25 protein-coding genes are annotated in these 17,791 nt (G+C 63.6%); 14 read left to right on the plus strand and 11 right to left on the minus strand.

The genetic code is table 11. The features are described 5' to 3' along the window. Positions 1-44: 44 nt before the first annotated feature. Entirely contained in the window at positions 45-476 is a 432-nt protein-coding gene (locus tag NKI01_RS27945; RefSeq protein ID WP_352965374.1) for an SAM-dependent methyltransferase, read from the minus strand. 424 nt (positions 477-900) lie between these two features. Between NKI01_RS27945 and NKI01_RS27950 the strand changes: the two genes are divergently transcribed. Together NKI01_RS27950 and NKI01_RS27955 are read left to right on the plus strand one after the other, a co-directional pair. Further along, positions 901-2,055, plus strand: a complete 1,155-nt coding sequence (locus NKI01_RS27950; RefSeq protein ID WP_502899480.1) for a KamA family radical SAM protein — start codon at positions 901-903, stop codon at positions 2,053-2,055. 377 nt (positions 2,056-2,432) lie between these two features. After that, on the plus strand, positions 2,433-3,227 hold the full coding sequence (locus tag NKI01_RS27955; RefSeq protein WP_352965376.1) for a hypothetical protein: 795 nt from the start codon (positions 2,433-2,435) through the stop codon (positions 3,225-3,227). Here NKI01_RS27955 and yghU read toward each other — a convergent pair. Beyond that, a complete protein-coding gene (yghU, locus tag NKI01_RS27960) occupies positions 3,224-4,111 on the minus strand; it encodes a glutathione-dependent disulfide-bond oxidoreductase (RefSeq protein WP_352965378.1) in 888 nt (295 codons plus the stop codon). The genes NKI01_RS27955 and yghU overlap by 4 nt on opposite strands. A 304-nt stretch (positions 4,112-4,415) precedes the next feature. Here yghU and NKI01_RS27965 point away from each other — a divergent pair, with 304 nt between their 5' ends. Next, positions 4,416-5,321: a S1C family serine protease gene (locus NKI01_RS27965; protein ID WP_023718127.1), complete on the plus strand. Its 906-nt coding sequence runs from the start codon at positions 4,416-4,418 to the stop codon at positions 5,319-5,321. Positions 5,322-5,336: 15 nt separating this feature from the next. Here the strand turns inward: NKI01_RS27965 and NKI01_RS27970 are convergent, their stop codons facing one another. The 5 genes from NKI01_RS27970 to NKI01_RS27990 form a co-directional block, all read right to left on the minus strand. Beyond that, positions 5,337-5,948, minus strand: a complete 612-nt coding sequence (locus NKI01_RS27970) for a hypothetical protein (RefSeq protein ID WP_352965380.1) — start codon at positions 5,946-5,948, stop codon at positions 5,337-5,339. A 43-nt stretch (positions 5,949-5,991) separates the two neighbouring features. Continuing rightward, positions 5,992-6,174, minus strand: coding sequence for a hypothetical protein (locus tag NKI01_RS27975; RefSeq protein ID WP_352638122.1), 183 nt, complete (start codon positions 6,172-6,174; stop codon positions 5,992-5,994). A gap of 226 nt (positions 6,175-6,400) precedes the next feature. After that, entirely contained in the window at positions 6,401-6,583 is a 183-nt protein-coding gene (locus tag NKI01_RS27980) for a DUF3606 domain-containing protein (RefSeq protein WP_023675702.1), read from the minus strand. 11 nt (positions 6,584-6,594) lie between these two features. After that, entirely contained in the window at positions 6,595-6,903 is a 309-nt protein-coding gene (locus NKI01_RS27985; protein WP_023675703.1) for a hypothetical protein, read from the minus strand. Continuing rightward, entirely contained in the window at positions 6,900-7,154 is a 255-nt protein-coding gene (locus NKI01_RS27990; RefSeq protein ID WP_023718130.1) for a hypothetical protein, read from the minus strand. The genes NKI01_RS27985 and NKI01_RS27990 overlap by 4 nt, the downstream gene beginning before the upstream one ends. A 458-nt stretch (positions 7,155-7,612) precedes the next feature. On the opposite strand from NKI01_RS27990, the gene NKI01_RS27995 reads away from it, so the two are divergent. From NKI01_RS27995 to NKI01_RS28010, 4 genes are all read left to right on the plus strand, one after another. Then, positions 7,613-7,939: a PadR family transcriptional regulator gene (locus NKI01_RS27995; protein ID WP_023718132.1), complete on the plus strand. Its 327-nt coding sequence runs from the start codon at positions 7,613-7,615 to the stop codon at positions 7,937-7,939. Continuing rightward, positions 7,936-8,502, plus strand: a complete 567-nt coding sequence (locus NKI01_RS28000) for a DUF1700 domain-containing protein (protein ID WP_023718133.1) — start codon at positions 7,936-7,938, stop codon at positions 8,500-8,502. Before NKI01_RS27995 ends, NKI01_RS28000 begins: the two co-directional genes overlap by 4 nt. 46 nt (positions 8,503-8,548) lie before the next feature. After that, a complete protein-coding gene (locus tag NKI01_RS28005) occupies positions 8,549-9,256 on the plus strand; it encodes a GIN domain-containing protein (protein WP_352481626.1) in 708 nt (235 codons plus the stop codon). A gap of 150 nt (positions 9,257-9,406) precedes the next feature. After that, positions 9,407-10,360, plus strand: a complete 954-nt coding sequence (locus NKI01_RS28010; protein WP_023718135.1) for a prohibitin family protein — start codon at positions 9,407-9,409, stop codon at positions 10,358-10,360. Positions 10,361-10,419: 59 nt separating this feature from the next. Here the strand turns inward: NKI01_RS28010 and NKI01_RS28015 are convergent, their stop codons facing one another. Beyond that, complete coding sequence (locus NKI01_RS28015; RefSeq protein ID WP_352965382.1) at positions 10,420-10,986, minus strand: RBBP9/YdeN family alpha/beta hydrolase; 567 nt, start codon at positions 10,984-10,986, stop codon at positions 10,420-10,422. Positions 10,987-11,097: 111 nt separating this feature from the next. Between NKI01_RS28015 and NKI01_RS28020 the strand changes: the two genes are divergently transcribed. Further along, the gene (locus NKI01_RS28020) at positions 11,098-11,571 is read left to right on the plus strand and encodes an Lrp/AsnC family transcriptional regulator (RefSeq protein ID WP_352496077.1); all 474 of its coding nucleotides are present in this window, start codon (positions 11,098-11,100) and stop codon (positions 11,569-11,571) included. 24 nt (positions 11,572-11,595) lie between these two features. On the opposite strand, the gene NKI01_RS28025 is transcribed toward NKI01_RS28020, so the two are convergent. After that, the gene (locus tag NKI01_RS28025; RefSeq protein ID WP_031193729.1) at positions 11,596-12,072 is read right to left on the minus strand and encodes an Lrp/AsnC family transcriptional regulator; all 477 of its coding nucleotides are present in this window, start codon (positions 12,070-12,072) and stop codon (positions 11,596-11,598) included. Between the two features lie 156 nt (positions 12,073-12,228). On the opposite strand from NKI01_RS28025, the gene NKI01_RS28030 reads away from it, so the two are divergent. The 3 genes from NKI01_RS28030 (at position 12,229) to NKI01_RS28040 (ending at position 14,387) form a co-directional block, all read left to right on the plus strand. Next, on the plus strand, positions 12,229-12,981 hold the full coding sequence (locus NKI01_RS28030; protein ID WP_352481624.1) for a tryptophan 2,3-dioxygenase family protein: 753 nt from the start codon (positions 12,229-12,231) through the stop codon (positions 12,979-12,981). 398 nt (positions 12,982-13,379) lie between these two features. Further along, positions 13,380-13,811: a DoxX family protein gene (locus NKI01_RS28035; RefSeq protein WP_352937690.1), complete on the plus strand. Its 432-nt coding sequence runs from the start codon at positions 13,380-13,382 to the stop codon at positions 13,809-13,811. Positions 13,812-14,033: 222 nt separating this feature from the next. Then, entirely contained in the window at positions 14,034-14,387 is a 354-nt protein-coding gene (locus NKI01_RS28040; protein ID WP_023718140.1) for a hypothetical protein, read from the plus strand. Between the two features lie 76 nt (positions 14,388-14,463). On the opposite strand, the gene NKI01_RS28045 is transcribed toward NKI01_RS28040, so the two are convergent. Both NKI01_RS28045 and NKI01_RS28050 read right to left on the minus strand, forming a co-directional pair. Next, positions 14,464-14,769 (minus strand): hypothetical protein, encoded by a 306-nt coding sequence (locus NKI01_RS28045; protein ID WP_023675713.1) that lies wholly within the window; start codon positions 14,767-14,769, stop codon positions 14,464-14,466. A 214-nt stretch (positions 14,770-14,983) separates the two neighbouring features. Next, positions 14,984-15,802, minus strand: a complete 819-nt coding sequence (locus tag NKI01_RS28050) for a class I SAM-dependent methyltransferase (RefSeq protein ID WP_352937692.1) — start codon at positions 15,800-15,802, stop codon at positions 14,984-14,986. Between the two features lie 399 nt (positions 15,803-16,201). Between NKI01_RS28050 and NKI01_RS28055 the strand changes: the two genes are divergently transcribed. From NKI01_RS28055 to NKI01_RS28065, 3 genes are all read left to right on the plus strand, one after another. Further along, positions 16,202-16,609: a hypothetical protein gene (locus NKI01_RS28055; RefSeq protein ID WP_352937694.1), complete on the plus strand. Its 408-nt coding sequence runs from the start codon at positions 16,202-16,204 to the stop codon at positions 16,607-16,609. Positions 16,610-16,612: 3 nt separating this feature from the next. Further along, positions 16,613-17,011 (plus strand): hypothetical protein, encoded by a 399-nt coding sequence (locus NKI01_RS28060; RefSeq protein WP_023718144.1) that lies wholly within the window; start codon positions 16,613-16,615, stop codon positions 17,009-17,011. 79 nt (positions 17,012-17,090) lie between these two features. Further along, on the plus strand, positions 17,091-17,642 hold the full coding sequence (locus tag NKI01_RS28065; protein ID WP_352937696.1) for a terminase large subunit domain-containing protein: 552 nt from the start codon (positions 17,091-17,093) through the stop codon (positions 17,640-17,642). The last annotated feature ends 149 nt before the right edge of the window (positions 17,643-17,791 follow it).

Genomic DNA, 17,791 nt, shown 5'->3' on the forward strand with positions numbered 1-17,791 from the left:
GACCCAGCTCTGCCGCTCGATTCCTGAGGCTAAGCACGAGCTGTTCAGCCGTGTATCGCAATTTCGCGCAGCGGATCGCCGCCGTCGATGAACAGCCGGCCTTGCGCGGTCAACACAGCGCCGAGCCGTTGCAGGGCGATTTTTCCCGCTTCGGAATGACGACCGTCCAGCGCGCCGACGCGCACCGCAACGGCAATGTCGAAGCGCTTCTCGTCGGCCTCCAACTCGAAATCTTCGATCGCGACCTGGCGAAGACTCAACCGGCCTGCCGCAATCTCGGCGCGCGAGGCGGCTCCGGCCTGTGCGATGGCCTTGGCGGAGCGATCGCTCGCCAGCACATGCCCGCCGCCGATCCGGCGCGCGATCTCGCGCGCCGCAGCACCTGGTCCGCACCCGATCTCCAGCACGCGCATGCCCGGCCGCAAAGGCAGCGCGTTGATGATCGCCAAAAGCCTTGGCGACAAGTCGTTCGCCATTCCCTGTTCTCCAGCTTTTTCGCGATCCGAGATTAGCGACCGCGGCCGGCGACGGGAAGAGACGCGGACATCGCCGATGCATTCACCCAGCTGCCGGGTCGAGGAGGGACATGATCAACATCGAAGAGAACTGGTCGGTCGCCTCAATTGCGGCGGCCGAGCGGCCCGGCGTCGTTGACCTGAGGGGTAGGGAGGGACTGGCGCCGAGCCTAACCGGTGGGGGGTAGATTACCGGCCGTTTATGTGTATACGCTCAAGCTAATATAAGAGCAAGCTAATGTTATGCGTCAGCGGGCGGGACGTTGGTTTCTGATCAGTGGACGGCCGCCGCCTCCTGGCCGCGCACTCCAACCGGCCCAACACCGCTTATTGCCTTCAAGTCGTGGCTCCAATGCTGTACCCAGCCCGAATTCAAGGAGCCTCCATGACCTCACATCCCGACATCCCCGACGCCAGCATGGCCGTCGATGCGGCCGGCATGACAGCCGATGACGAGCGTGCCGACGAGGCGGATGCCGCATGGCAGGACGATGTTCGCGAGGGCGTGCGGCACATAGGCGATCTGGATTCCCTGCCGCTGTCGCCTGCCGAGCGCGCGGCGGCCGAAGCCGCGGCCACGCGTCACAAGGTTCGCATTCCCAAGGCCTATCTCGACCTGATCGACTGGAGCGACCCGGCCGATCCGATACGGCTTCAGGTCATCCCGTCGCCCAATGAACTGACGGAGCAGGAGGGCGAGCTCGACGATCCGATCGCCGACCACGCCTTCAGTCCGGTGCCGAGATTGACGCATCGCCATGCCGACCGGGTTCTGCTGTTCCCGACCTATCAATGCGCGGTCTATTGCCGGTTCTGCTTTCGCAAGGAGTCGCTGACCTCGATCGGCCGGGGTTTTTCGCGCGAGGCGCTGGAGCCGGCGTTCGCCTACATCGAGTCCCATCCGGAAATCCGCGAGGTGATTCTGACCGGCGGCGATCCGCTCTCCCTGCCGGACAAGGCGCTGACGGAAATCCGCGCCCGCGTCGAGGCGATCCAGCATGTGCGGCTGTTGCGCATCCACACCCGCGTGCCCGTGGCGCTGCCCTCGCGCGTCACCGGCGGGCTGGTTCAAGCCTTGCAGGGCCGGCTGATGGTCACGGTCGTCACCCATTTCAACCATCCGCGCGAGATCACCGAGGCGACCGAGCGGGCCTGCCGTACTTTAAGGCAGGGCGGCTTCGTGCTGCTGAACCAGAGCGTTCTGCTGAAAGGCGTGAACGACACGGTCGAGGTGCTGGAAGAGCTGTGCCGCGAGCTGATGTACCGCCTTGGCGTCAAACCCTATTACCTGCACCACGGCGATCTCGCGCGCGGCATGGCGCACCGGCGCACCACGATCGCCGAGGGCCAGGCGCTGGTCAGCGCCTTGCGTGCGCGCCTGTCGGGCATCTGCAACCCCGTCTATGTGCTGGACCTGCCGGACGGCGGAGGGAAAGTGCCGCTCGGCCGGTCCTATCTCAAGGCGCGGGACGGGGAGACGTGGCAGATACGTGGGCTTGATGGGGTTGTGAGGGCGTACAGGGAGGTTGCTGGGGAGTAGGGGACGCGGAGCCACCGAACCGTCGAGGTCGCGTTCAGCTTATGTAGTAATGTCCCATATAGATATCATGGTCTAGACAGGACATGTTCGGTTCTGGGAATGTGCATTGGACGTTCCGCTAGTTTAGTCAACTAATATATATCGCCCAACTCATATCGTCGGTTTTGGGCTAGCGGGAAAACCTGCCTCCTGCTTGTACGACGGTGCCTGAGGCCACACTTTACAACCGGCTGGCAAAGCTCCCTTTTGTTGATGTCAGCCTAAATCCGGCTGGTGTTTCGATGCGGCGTTGAGGCTATAAAGCCGTTCAACCGGGCGGCCTTGAGATGCATTTCGGTCGGTCGAGAGGGGGTATGGTGATCGACGGAACGCCAAACGTGATTCTGCTGATCGGCAGCGCCCCCGATGTGGTGCGCTGCGCGGCCTGGCCCAAGCAGGCCTTCGGCAAGATCGTCGCCATCAACAATGCCTGGCGCGTGCGCCCCGACTGGGATTTCCTCGTCCATGCCGGCGATTTTCCGGCGGAGCGGATGCCGCAAGGCGATTCCCTGCAGCAGGCGCAGATCTTCAGCGCCTCGCATTACGTTCCGGCGCAAAACAGCTTTGGCGGCTTCGTCTATGCCGGCGGCACCATGTCGATGACGGCGGCCTACTGGACGATCCACAGCCAGAAGCCCGACGTGCTGGCATTCCTTGGCTGCGACATGATCTACGACCAGCCCGGCAACACGCATTTTTACGGCGTCGGCCGCGCCGACCCTTTGCGCAACGACGTCACGCTGCGCAACCTCGAGGCGAAGTCGGCCCGCCTGCTCATCCATGCGCTCCGGCGCGGGTGCCTGTGCGTCAACCTATCCGACCTGCCGCGCAGCCGGCTGATCTTCCCGCGGCTGACGCTCGACGAGCTCGGCGCGCTGTCTTCCTCGCAGCTTTCGGAAATGAAGGCGGAGATGCTTGCCGGCCTGCAACTCGATCAGGCGGAGGAGGCCGACAGGATCGAGAAGGAACTCGGCTATTTCTTCGAGGACGGCATGTACTGGAAGCACCTCGACAAGCTCGACGAGAAATTCCTGGCCGATATCGACCGGCTGTGGATGGCGGCGGTGGAGGCGAGCCAGCCGAAGCTGCCAATCTCCCCCACGAGGGGGGAGATCGGCGCGTCGTCCGCTTAGCTTTTGGCCGCCTCGAGCGTGTCTTGCGTCTTCGTCTCGAAGTCGCTGGCGTCATGGCGCTCGTGCAGCTGCATCGAAGGCTCGCCGAAGGTGCGGTTGACCATGCGGCCGCGCTTGACCGCCGGCCGGGCGTCGATGGCGTCGGCCCAGCGCTGCACGTTCTTGTACTCTTCCACCTTCAGGAACTCGCCGGAATCATCATACATGCGGCCCTTGGCCAGCCCGCCATACCAGGGCCACACCGCGATGTCGGCAATCGTGTAGTCGCTGCCGCCTAAATACTCGCTTTCGGCCAGGCGCCGGTCAAGCACGTCCATCTGCCGCTTGGTCTCCATGGCGAAGCGGTCGATGGCATATTCGATCTTCATCGGCGCATAGGCATAGAAATGGCCGAAGCCGCCGCCGAGATAGGGCGCCGACCCCATCTGCCAGAACAGCCATGACAGGGTTTCGGCACGAGCCGGCTGCTCTGTCGGCAGGAATTCGCCGAATTTTTCGGCGAGATAGAGCAGGATCGAACCGGATTCGAAGATGCGGATCGGCTTTTCGCCGCTGCGGTCCATCATGGCCGGGATCTTGGAGTTGGGGTTGACCTCGACGAAGCCGCTGCCGAACTGGTCGCCGTCATTGATCCTGATCGGCCAGGCGTCGTATTCGGCGCCGCTGTGGCCGAGCGCCAGAAGCTCCTCCAGCATGATCGTCACCTTGACGCCGTTCGGCGTCGCCAGCGAATAAAGCTGCAGCGGATGCTTGCCGACCGGCAGTTCCTTGTCATGCGTCGGGCCGGCGATCGGCCGGTTGATGTTGGCGAAAGCGCCGCCATTTGGCTTGTTCCAGGTCCAGACTTTTGGCGGCGTATATTGGTCCGTTGTGTAGTCGTTCATGTCGGGAGGCCTTTGGATTGGAAGGATTGGGGATTGGAAGGATTGGGGTTCGGGAGGATTGGGGGAGGATCTCAGGGTATCAACTTGGGTGATGGAGGCGGAACTTTGCATAGGACAGCTTCGGATAGCCGTAGGTACAGATAGGGCGGCCGGCGCTGTTGCAAAACCCCGGCGCCAACGGCGAGGCGCCGGTCCACACCAAAGCCGGCGCCGCCTCTTGCGCCTGGTCACCTGTGCCATACCTATAGCCCATATCGGCCTGCGAACCTCATATCAGCCTGCGAACATTGCCAGGAACCAAACCATGAATATCGAGCCCCTTTTGCGATCCATCGTGGCCGTCCGCGCCACCGTCCCCGAAGACGCCTTCACGGCAGACGCGCTGGGCACCCGCCGCGAAGGCAGCGGCGTGGTCATCCGCGGCGACGGGTTGGTGCTCACCATCGGCTATCTCATCACCGAGGCCGAGGAGGTCTGGCTGGCCGACCAGGACGGCCGCGTGGTGCCCGCCCATGCGCTTGCCTACGATCAGGAATCGGGCTTCGGCCTGGTGCAGGCGCTGGCGCCGCTCGGACTGCCCGCCATTGCGCTCGGTGATGCGTCCAGGGCGAAGATCGGCGATCCCGTCGTGCTCGCCGACGGCGTCGGCCGCTCGGTGCGGGCGCAGATCGTCACCAAGCAGGAATTCGCCGGCTATTGGGAATATCTGCTCGACGAAGCGATCTTCACGGCGCCGGCCCACCCCTCATGGGGCGGCGCCGGCCTCATCGGCGCTGATGGCAGGCTGCTCGGCATCGGTTCGCTGCGCCTGCAGATGAGCCGCAACGGTGAGGTCGCCGACATCAACATGGTGGTGCCGATCGATCTGCTGCCGCCCATCCTCGACGATCTCCTGACGCGCGGCCAGGTCGCCAGGCCGCCGCGGCCGTGGCTCGGCGCGTTTTCGGCCGAGAGCGACGGCAAGGTCGTAGTGATGAGCGTCGCCGAGGGCGGCCCGGCCGCCCAGGCGGGCCTACGCCAGGGCGACGTCATCTCGGATGTCCGCGACGCGGCGGTCGACGGGCTCGCCGATTTTTATCGCAAGCTGTGGAAGAGCGGCCCGGCGGGCGCCGAGATCCCGATCCGCGTGCTGCGCGACGGCCGCGAAACCTGGCTGCGCGTCAAATCCGCCGATCGCAACAGCCTGCTGTGGAAGCCGCCGCTGCAGTGAGGCAACCGAAACCTCTCACGCTCCGCAAGCGCTGAAGCCAGTGCCTGGGGTCCACTCCGCGAACGGGATGACCTTGCCTTCGACCGATACGGTCGCGTGCCTGGTGGTGCCGTCCGCCAGCTTCTTGCTGCTTTTGCCCTTGCCGGTCAGCACATTGTAGTCGCAGTCGCCGGCAACATTGTCGTCCATGTAATCCCAATATTCGTAGGCGAAACCGGCGACGACGAACGTGCCGTTGCGCCAGGCGAGCGTCAGCGTCTTGTTGGTCCGCTCGCTGCCGATCTCCATCGCCGGAATATAGAGCTTGATCGAGCCGTTGGGGAGCGCGGTGAGTTCGGGCTCGGTGTCGGATGTGGCGGGGCCCGGCCGGTCGTAGTTCTTCCATTCACCGTAAATCTGTTCATGCACGACCCCGGCAGGTCTGAGAAAATCGCCGTCGCGGTCCCTGAGGAACAAATGCAGGTCCATGGGATGGCCGGGCTCGGTTTCGACTATCATCGCCAGATCGGCGGCGCCGTCGCCGTTCCAGTCGCCGGTCGCCGCCGTGATGATCTTCTGGGTCTCGATCGGCTCCGCCAGGGCGGCGGCCGGCAGCAACAGGACCAGACCGAATATTGTCGATCGCATGTAAATCCCCCGAGTTTGGGCAGGCCTGAGACGCAAGCGCTTCTTATGAGGCCCGGCTCTGCCGCGTCTCGGAACGGCTCGTCTCGTTGAGCAGCCGGCAGAGCGAAACCGCTTCACGACGGCTCAGGCCGATCAGCGCGATTTGCGAAAATTGCGCCGGCAGATCGTGAACGATGTCCCACACCATCCATCGTCCGTTCGGCTCCATGACACATTCGTAACGCAATAGTTGTTCCTGCATCCGACCCCCCGGCTTTGCTCACCGGACTGGTACAGTGTCGAGGTAAATGAGTTGTTGCGCCGCGAGAGTATTCCACGGCTTTCAAAACCAGGCGTTGAATCCCGCAGCGGCGAGCCCGACACACGGCGGGCCGCCCGGCGGGGCGGATCTCTCGACAAGGCGGCAGGGCAGGGACGCTTCTGGCGTGAACGGCGCCGGCCGCCAACGTGGATCACGCGTTGCGGCTCGCCATATGCGCGTCGAGCTTCCTCCTCGAGGGGCCGTAACGCTTGATAATGGTCGCGGCCTCGCTTTGCGGTATGCCGTATTTGCGGGCAAACGCAGCGACCTCGTATGGCTCTTCGCCGGAGACCAGTTTGCGATCCTGCTTGGTCTTGGATTTGTCGTCGGCCATGGCGTCCTCCATCACATCTGGTCGTTATAGGGCTCCTTGGTCCGGCCGACCATCCTGGCCAGTTCGGCAAAGGACGGCACGCCGGTTTCGCCCTGGGCATTGTTGGCCGCCTGCAGCAGCCTGAGCGGAAAGCAGACGGCGTCGCGGTTGGACGGCGACATGTCTTCATAGAGACGCTCGTCGCTGGTCATCGCCGCCTCGGCCCGGCGCAACGCCATGTCGACTTCGTCGACCGATAACAGGCCCTTGTGGACCAGCGCGTTGTTGACGGCCGCGATTGCCATCATCAGTCCTTCGAGCTGGAGATTGGCGACGTTCATCGTCTTGCGTCCTTGCCGGGCTTCTTGACGGTAGCCTTGCCGTCTGGACGGATCGCTGCGCGCGGCGGGTTCTGGCCCTCCGAATGCCGGGTCTTGTCGTCGAAATCGTCAGCCGGCCTGGTCAATCCCATGCCGCCGGGAGGTGGCTTGTTGCCGGCCGCATCCTGCGAGAATTCGTCGGCCGCGTCGGGGCTCGTCTTTGCCGGATATTTCCTCGCTCCGGTCTCGTAGCGGTTCTGGTCGTCGGCCATGTCCTGTGCTCCGGTTGCAATGAGCAGATAACTTTCATGCGACGGCAGCGGTTCCGTGGCGAAATCGACCTTGCCGGTGCCGCAGCCTTAGCAATCTGTCGGGTTTTCGTGCATTCTTGTGCATGCCAACGATGCTTCGCTCCGACGCGCCGGCAAAATGCTGCTCCTACTGCGGTGGGCGCGACCACAATTACGAGGATTGCCCGAAGCGCAAAAGCGATGCCGAACGGCAGAAGGACGCGTCAGGCAACGCCTACCAGCGCGGCGCTGCGCTGGAGTGGAAGTCCGCTAAAGCGGTTCCAGAAAAGTGTCGGCGGTTTTCCGTCCGGAACTGCGTCAAACAGACAAGCGGTTTTCAAAGCCAATCTCCATTGTCCGCCTAGCCTGGCGAGCTACCAATCGCTACCTTGCATAAACAGGTAGCGTGTTATATACAGCCATTGAATTGGAAGTTACGCATGACCGACTCGATCCAGGTGCAGTTGCGAAAAGGCGCTCTCGAGTTGTGCGTCCTGGCCGTGCTGTCGCGGGGCGAAAGCTATGGCTACGAGATCGCCAGCACGCTGGTCGCCGCTGTGAACATGGGAGAAGGCACGATCTATCCGCTGATGCGGCGGATGCAGAATGACGGCCTCGTCGCCACCCGCATCGTCGAGTCGAGCAGCGGGCCGCCGCGCAAATATTACCGGCTCACGCCGCTCGGCCAGCAGGCTTTCGAAGCTCATCGCCGCGACTGGCGCTCGCTCGCGGGCGCAGTCGACAAACTTCTTGAGGATTTGCCATGACCAGGGATGCCTTCCTGCGAAAATTGAGACTGGGGCTCGCCGGCCTGCCAACTCAGGAGATCGAGGATATTATTGGCGACTACGCCGCCCATTTCGCCGATGCCTCGGGCCGCAGCGAAGCGGAGGTCGCGGCGGCCCTGGGTGACCCGGCCAGGCTTGCCCGCGAACTCCGCGCCGAAGCTGGGCTGCGCCGTTTTGAAACTCATTGGAGCGTGTCGAACATGTTGGCGGCGACGTTCGCGCTTGCCGGCCTTGCCTTCGTCGACATCGTCTTCCTGCTGCCGCTGCTCATCACCGCGGTCGTGCTTGCGCTCGGCCTTGGCATCACGCTTGTCGCCATCGGTGCGCTGGGCATCAAGATCATTCTGACCACGCTGCTGTTCGAGCCCGGCGGCACGCTCACGGCGATGCTTGGCCGCGTCTTCATCGGCGCCGGACTGGTGTGCGGGTTCCTCGGCGGCGGCGCCCTGCTGTTGCTGGGGTCGAGCGCCGGCATACAGGTCTTCGGGCGCTATGCCCGGATGCATTCCCGTCTGACCCACCCGGACCGCAACCAGGCTTGAGCGGTGCCAAGATCGCAATTTGTCATCACGTTGAAGGAAACGGACCATGACGGGAAAACTGGCATTCGTCGCAGCGGCGGGACTGGCCGGCGCCGCGCTCTTCCTGGCCGTCGGCATCGGGCTGGCCGGGCCGGACTGGATCAACGCCGGGGGTTCATGGATTGGCGGACAATCCACCTGCGGAGCAACCACATCGACCAGAAAAGAGGTCACGCTGCCGTTCCGCAACGACGGCAGTTTCACGATCGCTTTGCCGGCTTCAGTCCGTTATCAGCCGGGTGACAAGGCCGAGGCCGTCGTCAGCGGCGAGTCGACCCTGATCGACCATGTGCGGATGGAAGGCAGCAGGCTCACCTTGGATTGCGAACCGGGCTGGTTCGCGTCCCGGTTCGATGTCAGCGTGTCGGGGCCGGCAATTTCAGACTGGAAAGTGGTCGGCAGCGGCGACCTTGCCCTGTCGCAGATCAATCAGCCCGGGCTGCAGCTGAACATCCGCGGCAGCGGCAGCGTTACCGCAACCGGAACCGCCCAGACGGTCGATCTGGATATCCGCGGTTCGGGCACCGGCCGGCTCAGGAACCTTATCGCCCAATCCGCGCGGATCGAGATCCGCGGCAGCGGCGATGCGGAGATTACCGCACAAGCGTATGCGGACGTCACGATTTCCGGCAGCGGTGACGTCGACGTCTATGGGCACCCGACCATGCGGCGTTCGGAGGTCAGAGGCAGCGGCAGCATTACGCAGGTGCCGTAAAGCAATTTCGGCGTAGGGAATTGCCCTGGCCGGCCCGAACCACCCGGCCGGTCCGACCGGCCGGCGCGAACATCCTTCCATGTCCAGAGGATTGCAATGCCGCCACTATTGTGGGCAAAACCAGCACGGGCAATCAAGTTGGGGTGGGCAATGACCGATACGCAAGGCAATTCGGGCCGTCCGCAGGGCAAGCCGGGGACGGCGTCGATCGGTTCCGGCCTGATCGCCCTCGTCATCGTGGCGCTCGGCGTCTTTGCGCTCCTGGGATCCTGGTACACGATCGACCAGGGCGACCGCGGCGTGCTCTTGACCAACGGGGCGCTGAGCTCGGTCGTCGATCCCGGGCTGCATTTCAAGCTGCCATGGCTGCAGCGCGTCGAGAAGATCAGCCTGCGCCAGCAGGTGCTCAAATGGGGCTGCGAGAACCAGAACGATTGCAGCGGCCTGCCGGCCATGCAGGCCTATTCGCGCGACCAGCAGCCGGCGGACATGCGCGTCACCGTCAATTTCCACGTGCCGGCCGCCGAAGTCAGCAACGTCTACACCAATTACGGGTCGATCGAAGCACTGGCCGACCGTGTCATCGCCAGGAAAGCACCGCAGGAAATCAAGACGGTGTTCGGCCAGTACGACGCGGTGTCGGTGATCCAGAACCGGGCGAAGTTCAACAAGGACGTCGCCGAGGCCATTGCGGCGGTAACCGATGGCCCGGTGATGATCGACAGCGTGCAGGTCGAGAACATCGACTTCTCCGACGCCTACGAGCAGGCGGTCGAAGCCAGGATGACGGCGCAGGTCGAGGTGCAGAAGCAGGAACAAAACCTGCAGCAGGAAAAGATCAAGGCCGACATCGCCGTCACCCAGGCCAAGGGCCGCGCCGACAGCGTCAAGGCCGAAGCCGAAGCCAGCGCCTACAAGACCAGGATCGAAGGCGAGGCGACCGCGGAAGCCATCAAGGCCCGCGCCGCCGCAATCGCCAACAATCCGCTGCTGGTCGAACTGACCAAGGCGGAGAGATGGAACGGGGAATTGCCGAAGTCGATGATCCCGGGCTCAACCGTACCGTTCCTCGAACTCAGCTCGCCGGCCGCAGCATCGAACTGAGGCGCGGCATCGCGGCGCAACCAGGTCAGGGCGGCGGCGCGGTAGCCGTCCTGATGCGGTCACGGCTGAAGCACGGCGCCTCGGGCGCTTGCTTGCGTTTGCCCGAGAAAAGCCGTCAGCAGCTCCATTCCCGCCGGCCAGTCGCCGAGCTCGCTGTCGCCATTGATGTGGCCAAGCGGTCCGGCGATATGGAGATCGCTGCCCCAGCGCTCGGATTTTGCCCTGACATAGTCCAGCGAGCCGTAGGGATCGTTGGTGCTGGCGACAATCAGCGAGGGAAAGCGAAGCCGTTGTTGCGGTGTCTCGGCGAAGGCGCGGGCGGAGGAGGGGAAGGCCGGCGACGCAGGGTCCGGAACCGCAACCAGCAACGCGCCGCCGACCTCGCGGGGCGAGATCCGCTGCCAGTGCGCGACTAGCAGGCAGCCGAGGCTATGGGCGACGAGCACCGGTGGTGTCCTTGCCAGGCCTACAGCGGCTTCCAGCGCAGCCACCCAGTCGTCGAAGTCCGGCGCGTCCCAACTCGCCGGGCTGAACCGCCGCATCGCCAGGTCCGCCTGTTGCCAACGTGTCTGCCAGTGGGCTTTGCCCGATCCGCCGATGCCCGGCACAATGATGAATTCGGTCATGCGAAGCCCTTCTCTCCTGATGCAACGCGCGCAATTCTAGGTCTTCTCCCAGGCGGCGGAATGAGAGATCATCGGAAAGCAGCGAAGAAATCCGATGGATTAAAGGTGATCATGCGGAACGGCGATTATCGGCCAAGGCTCGATCCCACCGATCTGGCGATCATCGAGATCATGCAGGAGGATGCCCGCATCGGCATCTCCGAGCTTGGCCGCCGCGTCGGCCTGTCCCAGCCCGCCGCTTCGGAACGGGTGAAGCGGCTGGAGGAGCGCGGCGTCATCACCGGTTACAAGGCGGTGATCAATTCGGCAGCGCTCGGGCTCGGCACCATGGCGGTCATCCGCTTGCGCACCACGCATGAGCATATCCAGGCCTGCCTGAAGAAGTTCGCCCAGTTGCCGGAGGTGATCGAGGTACTGCGGGTGACCGGCGAGGACTGTTTTCTGGTCAAGGTCGTGGTCCCGTCACCGCCCGACCTTGAAAGCATCGTCGACAGCATCGGCCACTACGGCACGGTGACGACAAATGTGGTTCTGCGCGCCGAGCCACCGAAGCGGCTGGGGCGCGAATTGGTGACGAGGGCCTGACCGGGGCGCCGCCCCGCCGCCCGTCTATCGCTTTGTCTGCGTATGCCCGACGGCATTGGCGAACGAGATGCCGCCCTTGATCTCGCGCATCGCCATCGAGGTGATCGTGCGCCGCACGCCGGGTAACCGGCTGAGCTCCTCGCGCAGCATCCTGTCGAGCGCCATCATGTCGACGGTGACGATCTGCAGGAGATAGTCGGCCTCGCCTGTCGTGGCGTGGCAGCGGCGGATCAGCGGATGCTTCTGCACCGCCGCCTCGAAGGCGTCCGACAGCTCGAAATCGATCGACACCTGGATAAAGGCTTCGATGCCGAAGCCGAGCTTGGCCGGGTCGATGCGGGTCGAGTAGCCGCGGATGACGCCGGCGTCCTCCAGCGCCTTGACCCGCTTCCAGCACGGCGTCTTGCTCAGGCCAACCTCGTCGGCGAGCGCGGCAAAGGAGATGCGGGCATCGCGTTCGAGCGCCGCGACGATCTTCCGGTCGACCGCATCCAGCAGCATTCGTTCTTTCCTTCCGCTTCAGATGCAGTTTTTGTCCTTTGTTTCCCGCCAGCCGAATAACAGAAAGGGACAATGTTCGGCAAGAAAGCGATTAGACTCGGGGACCGGGACCCAACAAGCGCCTGCGGCCCGACGGCCGGGGCAAGGAGCATGGCCATGGACAAGCAGGACTATTATGCCCGCATCGAAACGCCTGAGATGCGCGACTATGGCGTCTACCTCAAATGCGACAGGCTGCTCGCCTGCCAGAAGCCGCTGGCCGAGATGGTCAATGCCGACGAGCTGCAGTTCCAGATCGTGCATCAAGTCGAGGAACTGTGGATGAAGCTCATCGCCTATACGCTGGTCGACGTCGTCGATTTCCTGGAAAAGCAGGACACGCATCGCATCGTCACGCTGATGGGGCGCGTGCACCGGCTGATGCGCATGATGACGGCGCAGCTCGACCTGCTCGAAACCATGTCGCCCAAGGAATACCAGCAGATCCGGTTGCAGCTCGGCAATGGCAGCGGCCAGGAATCGCCGGGCTTCAAGCAGCTGCTGCGGCTGCCGCCCGATCTGTGGCGGGCCTTCAAGGCGTCCTACCTCGATGGCCGCGGGCTCTCGGTCGAGGACGTCTACGATGCCGGCTACGATCACGGCGACAGCTATGTCGTTGCCGAAGCGCTGGTCGAGTTCGACGAGCTGTTCCAGAAATTCCGCGCCAACCACCTCTACCTCATCCACCGCACGATCGGCCTCGGCGCGAAATCGCTGAAGGGCCGGCCGGTCGAATTGCTGGAAGCCGGCGCCCGCCACCGCTTCTTCCCGGAGCTCTGGGACATACGCTGGGCGATGACCGACCGCTGGGGCAGCCAGTATGGAACGATACGGGAGCCGATCAGCAAGCCGGGGGCCAAGGTGGGGTAGTCCTGAACCTGGTTCCTCGCCCTAGTAAAGGCAGGCAATCGATAGGGAGTCCCCCTCATCCGGCCGCGGAGCCTGTCCTCGGGCTTGCCGGAGGCAAGACCCGTGGGCGGCCACCTTCTCCCCGCTGGGGAGAAGAGGCTGGCATCAACGCAGGCGACCTCCTCTCCCCTCGGGGAGAGGTCGGATTGCCCCGAATTGGCCGTCGCAATTAGGGGGGGCATGCGGGGGAGGGGGCGCGTGGCCCTATTCGCCCAGCCGCCAGTGGGCGAGGAACCAGGTTCTGCAATGTCTGGCCCGCTACGCGCTTGTATCCTGCAGGTTTTTCGGGGGATGATGTCGGGCTTGCGGCTGGTGGTGCGTCCTTGGGGCGAAACCGTCGCAACTCTTGGGAGGACATCATGACCTTGGAAACCACTCAATCATCCGTTCAGTCGCCGTGGCAGACCGCGGCAATCCTTGTCGCCCGCCTGATCTTTGCCGCCGTCTTCCTGATGGCCGTGACCTTCAAATTCATCGATATCGGCGCCACCGCCGGCTATATCGCGGCGGCCGGATTTCCGTTCCCGCTGTTCCTGGCCTGGTGCGCAGCCCTGCTCGAGGTCGTCCTCGTCCTATGCTTCCTGACCGGCGCCTTCTTCTCCTGGGCAGCACTCGTCGCTGGCGCCTATGTGCTGTTCCTGGGCTTCGCCTTCCACGGGCCGTCGCACTGGGCCGGCAACCAGGCGGAGTTCGGCTTCTTCGTCGACCATTTCACCTTCCTGGCCGGGCTGCTGTTTGCCGCCGTGCACGGGCCAGGCCGCGTCCTGGCGCTGAAGCTTGGCAGGAGGTGATGCCGGAATTTCGGATCCGGCGTCTCGATCCGCACCAGCATCGTCGTGACATCGAGCACGGCCGGGTCCCGTCATTCAGGCCATCGCAGGTCGAGTGCAATAAAAGCGACAGCTAAAGTAACGGGCGTTCTAGGTTTATGCTTTTTGTAGAGGCGCCTGCATTCCCTCTGTACTTCCAACTTTCGACGGGCTAAGCAAGACACGGGTCTTGAGGGGGAATTCATGAACATCGCCACGCGTTTTGCTGCCGCCATGATCGGCGCGTCACTGCTTGCCGGCTGCACCACGTTGACCGAAGGCGAATTCAACACGATGCATGCCACGCTTGAAGGCAGCCCTGCCGTGAAGCGCCTGGTCATCAAGGACTGCATTGCAAGAGAGAAATCCACGTCGCTCGGCGAAAAGAAGACTTACGCTGCGTTCATGAATGTGAGCGTGGCGAAGTACGAGACGGCCCTGTGCAGCCGTATCAGCAATGCCATTGCCAGTGGCAGACTGACCTACGCCGACTATGTGAAGCTGCATTCGCCAACCGCCGACAACAGCAAGGTCATCAGGATCATGCAGGGCCGCTAGCAGTCGCCGCCAGCCCGGCACGGCAGCCGTTATCGCTGTGTCAACTCCGATCGCGGCGCCAGTTATGATCGCCGCGTCACATCTGGTCGTTGTAAGGTTCCTTGATCTGACCGACCATGCGCGCCAGTTTCGAGAAGGACGGCATGTCCGTCTCCGGCTGACACTGATTGGCCAACTCCAGCAGTCGGATCGGGAAGTTGACGGCGTCGCGGCTCGACGCCGACATGCCTTCGGACCTTTCCTCGTTGGTCTCGCTGGCTTCGGCCTTGCGCAAGGCGATGTCTATCTCCTCGACAGAGAGCACGCCCTTGCGGACCAGGACCTGATTGATCGATGCGATGGCCATAAGCAGGCCTTCGAGTTGCAGATTGGCGACGTTCATGGCTTTTGCTCCCATTGGCTAAGCTTCAAACGCGCGAATGCCTGTTCTGATCCGGACGGTGGCGTCTCGCCGGCCGGTGTGCTTCGCCCACCACCTCGCATTTTTTGCCGCCGCAACGTATTTTGTTCTTGCTTTGTGCCGGCAGCTATGCTACTAATCTGGGTATGGTGCTAATTGGCTCCAACGACCCGCCCGCCGAGGCGGGTTTTTTGTTTCAGGCCGGTTTGGAGACGATCACGGCGAGCGAGGCGAGCTTTCCGTCGCTCAGGCTTCGGATGTAGTTGCGGCGGCGCTGCAGGAATTCCGCGCCCATGACGATTTCATTTGCCTGCTGCTGCGCCGGCGAGGGCACGATGCCGGAATTGGCTCTCTGCAGCGCCAGCTCAACATGTTCGCCGGTTTCGTCGACGATCTCGTCGATGCGAAACCCGGCATCTGCAAACAGGGTTTTCAATTTTTCCCGATCGGCGAGGTGACTGGTCGCCGGCGAAACCGCCCAGGGCATGGGGTAGTACGGCTCGCCGCCGGCGAGCACGGCCTCGGTCCAGATCAGCCTGCCTCGCGGTTTCAGCACGCGCCAGGCCTCGTCGATGACCGCGGCCTTATTCTCGATGTTCATGCCGACATAGAAGCAGATCGCCGCATTGAACGTGCTGTCGCCAAAAGGCAATTTCGTCGCGTCGGCCTGATGGAAGCGAACCTTGTCGGACAATCCGCTGAGTGCGGTCAGTCGGCTCGACGCGGCGACAAAGGCCGGCGTCAGGTCGATGCCGTCGACCTGGCAGCCATAGGTCGAGGCCAGAAATCTTGCCGGCCCGCCAATGCCGCTGCCGATATCCAAGATCCGATCTATCGGCGAAGGCGCAAGACGGGCAGCATGCTCCCGCGTGGCGATCAGTTCGCGGCCATGGAGCTGATCGAATGGATAGAGTTGCGCGGCGGCGAGTTTGCCGGCCGGGTCGGCGTCCGGGATCGCGGCCAATATGCGATCGACGATGCCGTCGCTGCCGTAGTGACTGGTGACATTGCCCATGACGCGTTCCCCTCAAGCGCAAACACCATCCCATCAACGCAAGTCTCACGCAATGCCCCGCCTTTCTCGCCAAAGAACCCCTCTTTCCAGCCGTCCACCGATGAAGGGTGCGAGGTCGTCAGTGCATTTTTTTCCGCTGATGCCACATTTTGTTCTTGCTTTGTGCCGGCAGCTATGCTACTAATTTGGGTATGGTGCCAATTGGCTCCAACGACCCGCCCGCCGAGGCGGGTTTTTTGTTTCAGGCTTCCTTTTCGACCAAACGTTACGTGAGCTGCCAGCTGTGGGGCCGGCAGGACAGGGGCGCGAAGGAACGCGACCTGACGATCGTCGGAACCGCGAAATCACCAACCATGAATCCCGCAACGCGCTCGTGCGCCCACCCCAGAGAACATCCCCATGTCCAACCGTTACGCCACCATCATCACCGACGATGACGGCCACGAGGTCGTCAGCGCCATTGGCGAGTTCGCCGGCGCCGCACCCTGTGCACGCATCGGCCGCTTCGAACTGGTCGCCGCCGGCGTGCGGATCGGTATGCTGCGTGGCGGTACCGTCGATGCGGTCGGCGGCTTCGGCTTCCCGTCGGAAGCACTCGACGGCAAGGCGGTGGCAATTCTCAGGGCACGGCTGAATGCCTTGCCTGACGCCGGTGCGATGAAGCCCGGCACGCTGACTGATGCGAAGCCGGCGAGCCAGCCGCACAAGCCGAAGTCGGCACGCGCCGGCAAGAAGGCCAAGCCGCGCAAGCGCATTGTGCGGCCAGCCAACAAGAAGCCGGCGATCTCCGCCGGGACGGCAGAGTAGGGCATGGCCAAGGCTCCTTCCACCGGCGATCCCCAGCCGCACGATCAAGCACCCGGCAAGCGAACCAAGCGGGCGAAGAAGACGCTGGCCGACGGCTTCCTCGAAGCGATCCGCGCCGATTTCCGCGCCCATGGCGCCGGCGTCATCGCCGAGGTGCGCGCCGAAAAGCCCGATCAGTATCTGAAGCTCGTGCTGTCGGTGCTGCCCAAGGATCTTAGTGTCAACATCAACAATCTGGATGCATTGAGCGATGACGAAATCAGGCAGCGCATCCGCGGCCTCGAAGCCGTCCTTAGGCCGTTCCTCGAGAAGCCGGACTTCGCAAAAGGCTTCGCCCAGCCGGGCGGCAAGGAAGGAATATCTCAGCCTGCTGGCGGAGCTGGACCGGAGGCGCCGCACTAACCAGCTTGCCGCCTATCGGCCTTATCCCCGACAGGCCGAATTTCACGCAGCCGGCGCGACCAATCGCGAGCGCCTGTTCATGGCCGGCAACCAGCTCGGCAAGACCAGGGCGGGCGGCGCCGAGTGGGCGATGCAACTCACCGGCCGCTATCCCGATTGGTGGCAAGGCAAGGTTTTCGATTGTGCGGTACGGATGTGGGCGGCCGGCGTCACCGGTGAAAGCACGCGCGACAACCCGCAGCGCATCCTGATCGGCCCGCCACAGCAGCAGGCGGCCTGGGGCACCGGGATGATCCCGGCCGACGCCCTCGTCAGCACGATGGCGGGACGGGCGCCGGGCGCGCTCGACAGCGTCGTGGTGCGCTGGGGCGGCGGCGGCGATGTCCAGGCCGACGAATCGGTGCTGTCGTTCAAGAGCTACGAGAAAGGCCGCGAGAAATGGCAGGGCGAAACGCTGCACGGCGTCTGGTTCGACGAGGAGCCGCCGCTCGACATCTATTCCGAAGGGCTGACCCGCACCAACGCCACCGGCGGCATCACCATCGTCACCTTCACGCCGCTGCTCGGCATGTCGGACGTGGTGCTGCTGTTTTTGTCCGCGGAGCAGGTGGGAGGGATGGGGAGGGGATGACAGCGCTGCGAAATCGCGCAACTCGCGTTCCTTCGCGCCCCCCTCTGTCCTGCCGGACATCTCCCCCTCTAGTCCCTATGATTGCTGGGCCTGAGGGCGGCCCGTCATCCGATATGCAACGGTACGAGGGTTAAGCCGGCTGGCCGGCG

Source organism: Mesorhizobium sp. M0815 (assembly GCF_040319995.1).
Lineage (GTDB): Bacteria > Pseudomonadota > Alphaproteobacteria > Rhizobiales > Rhizobiaceae > Mesorhizobium.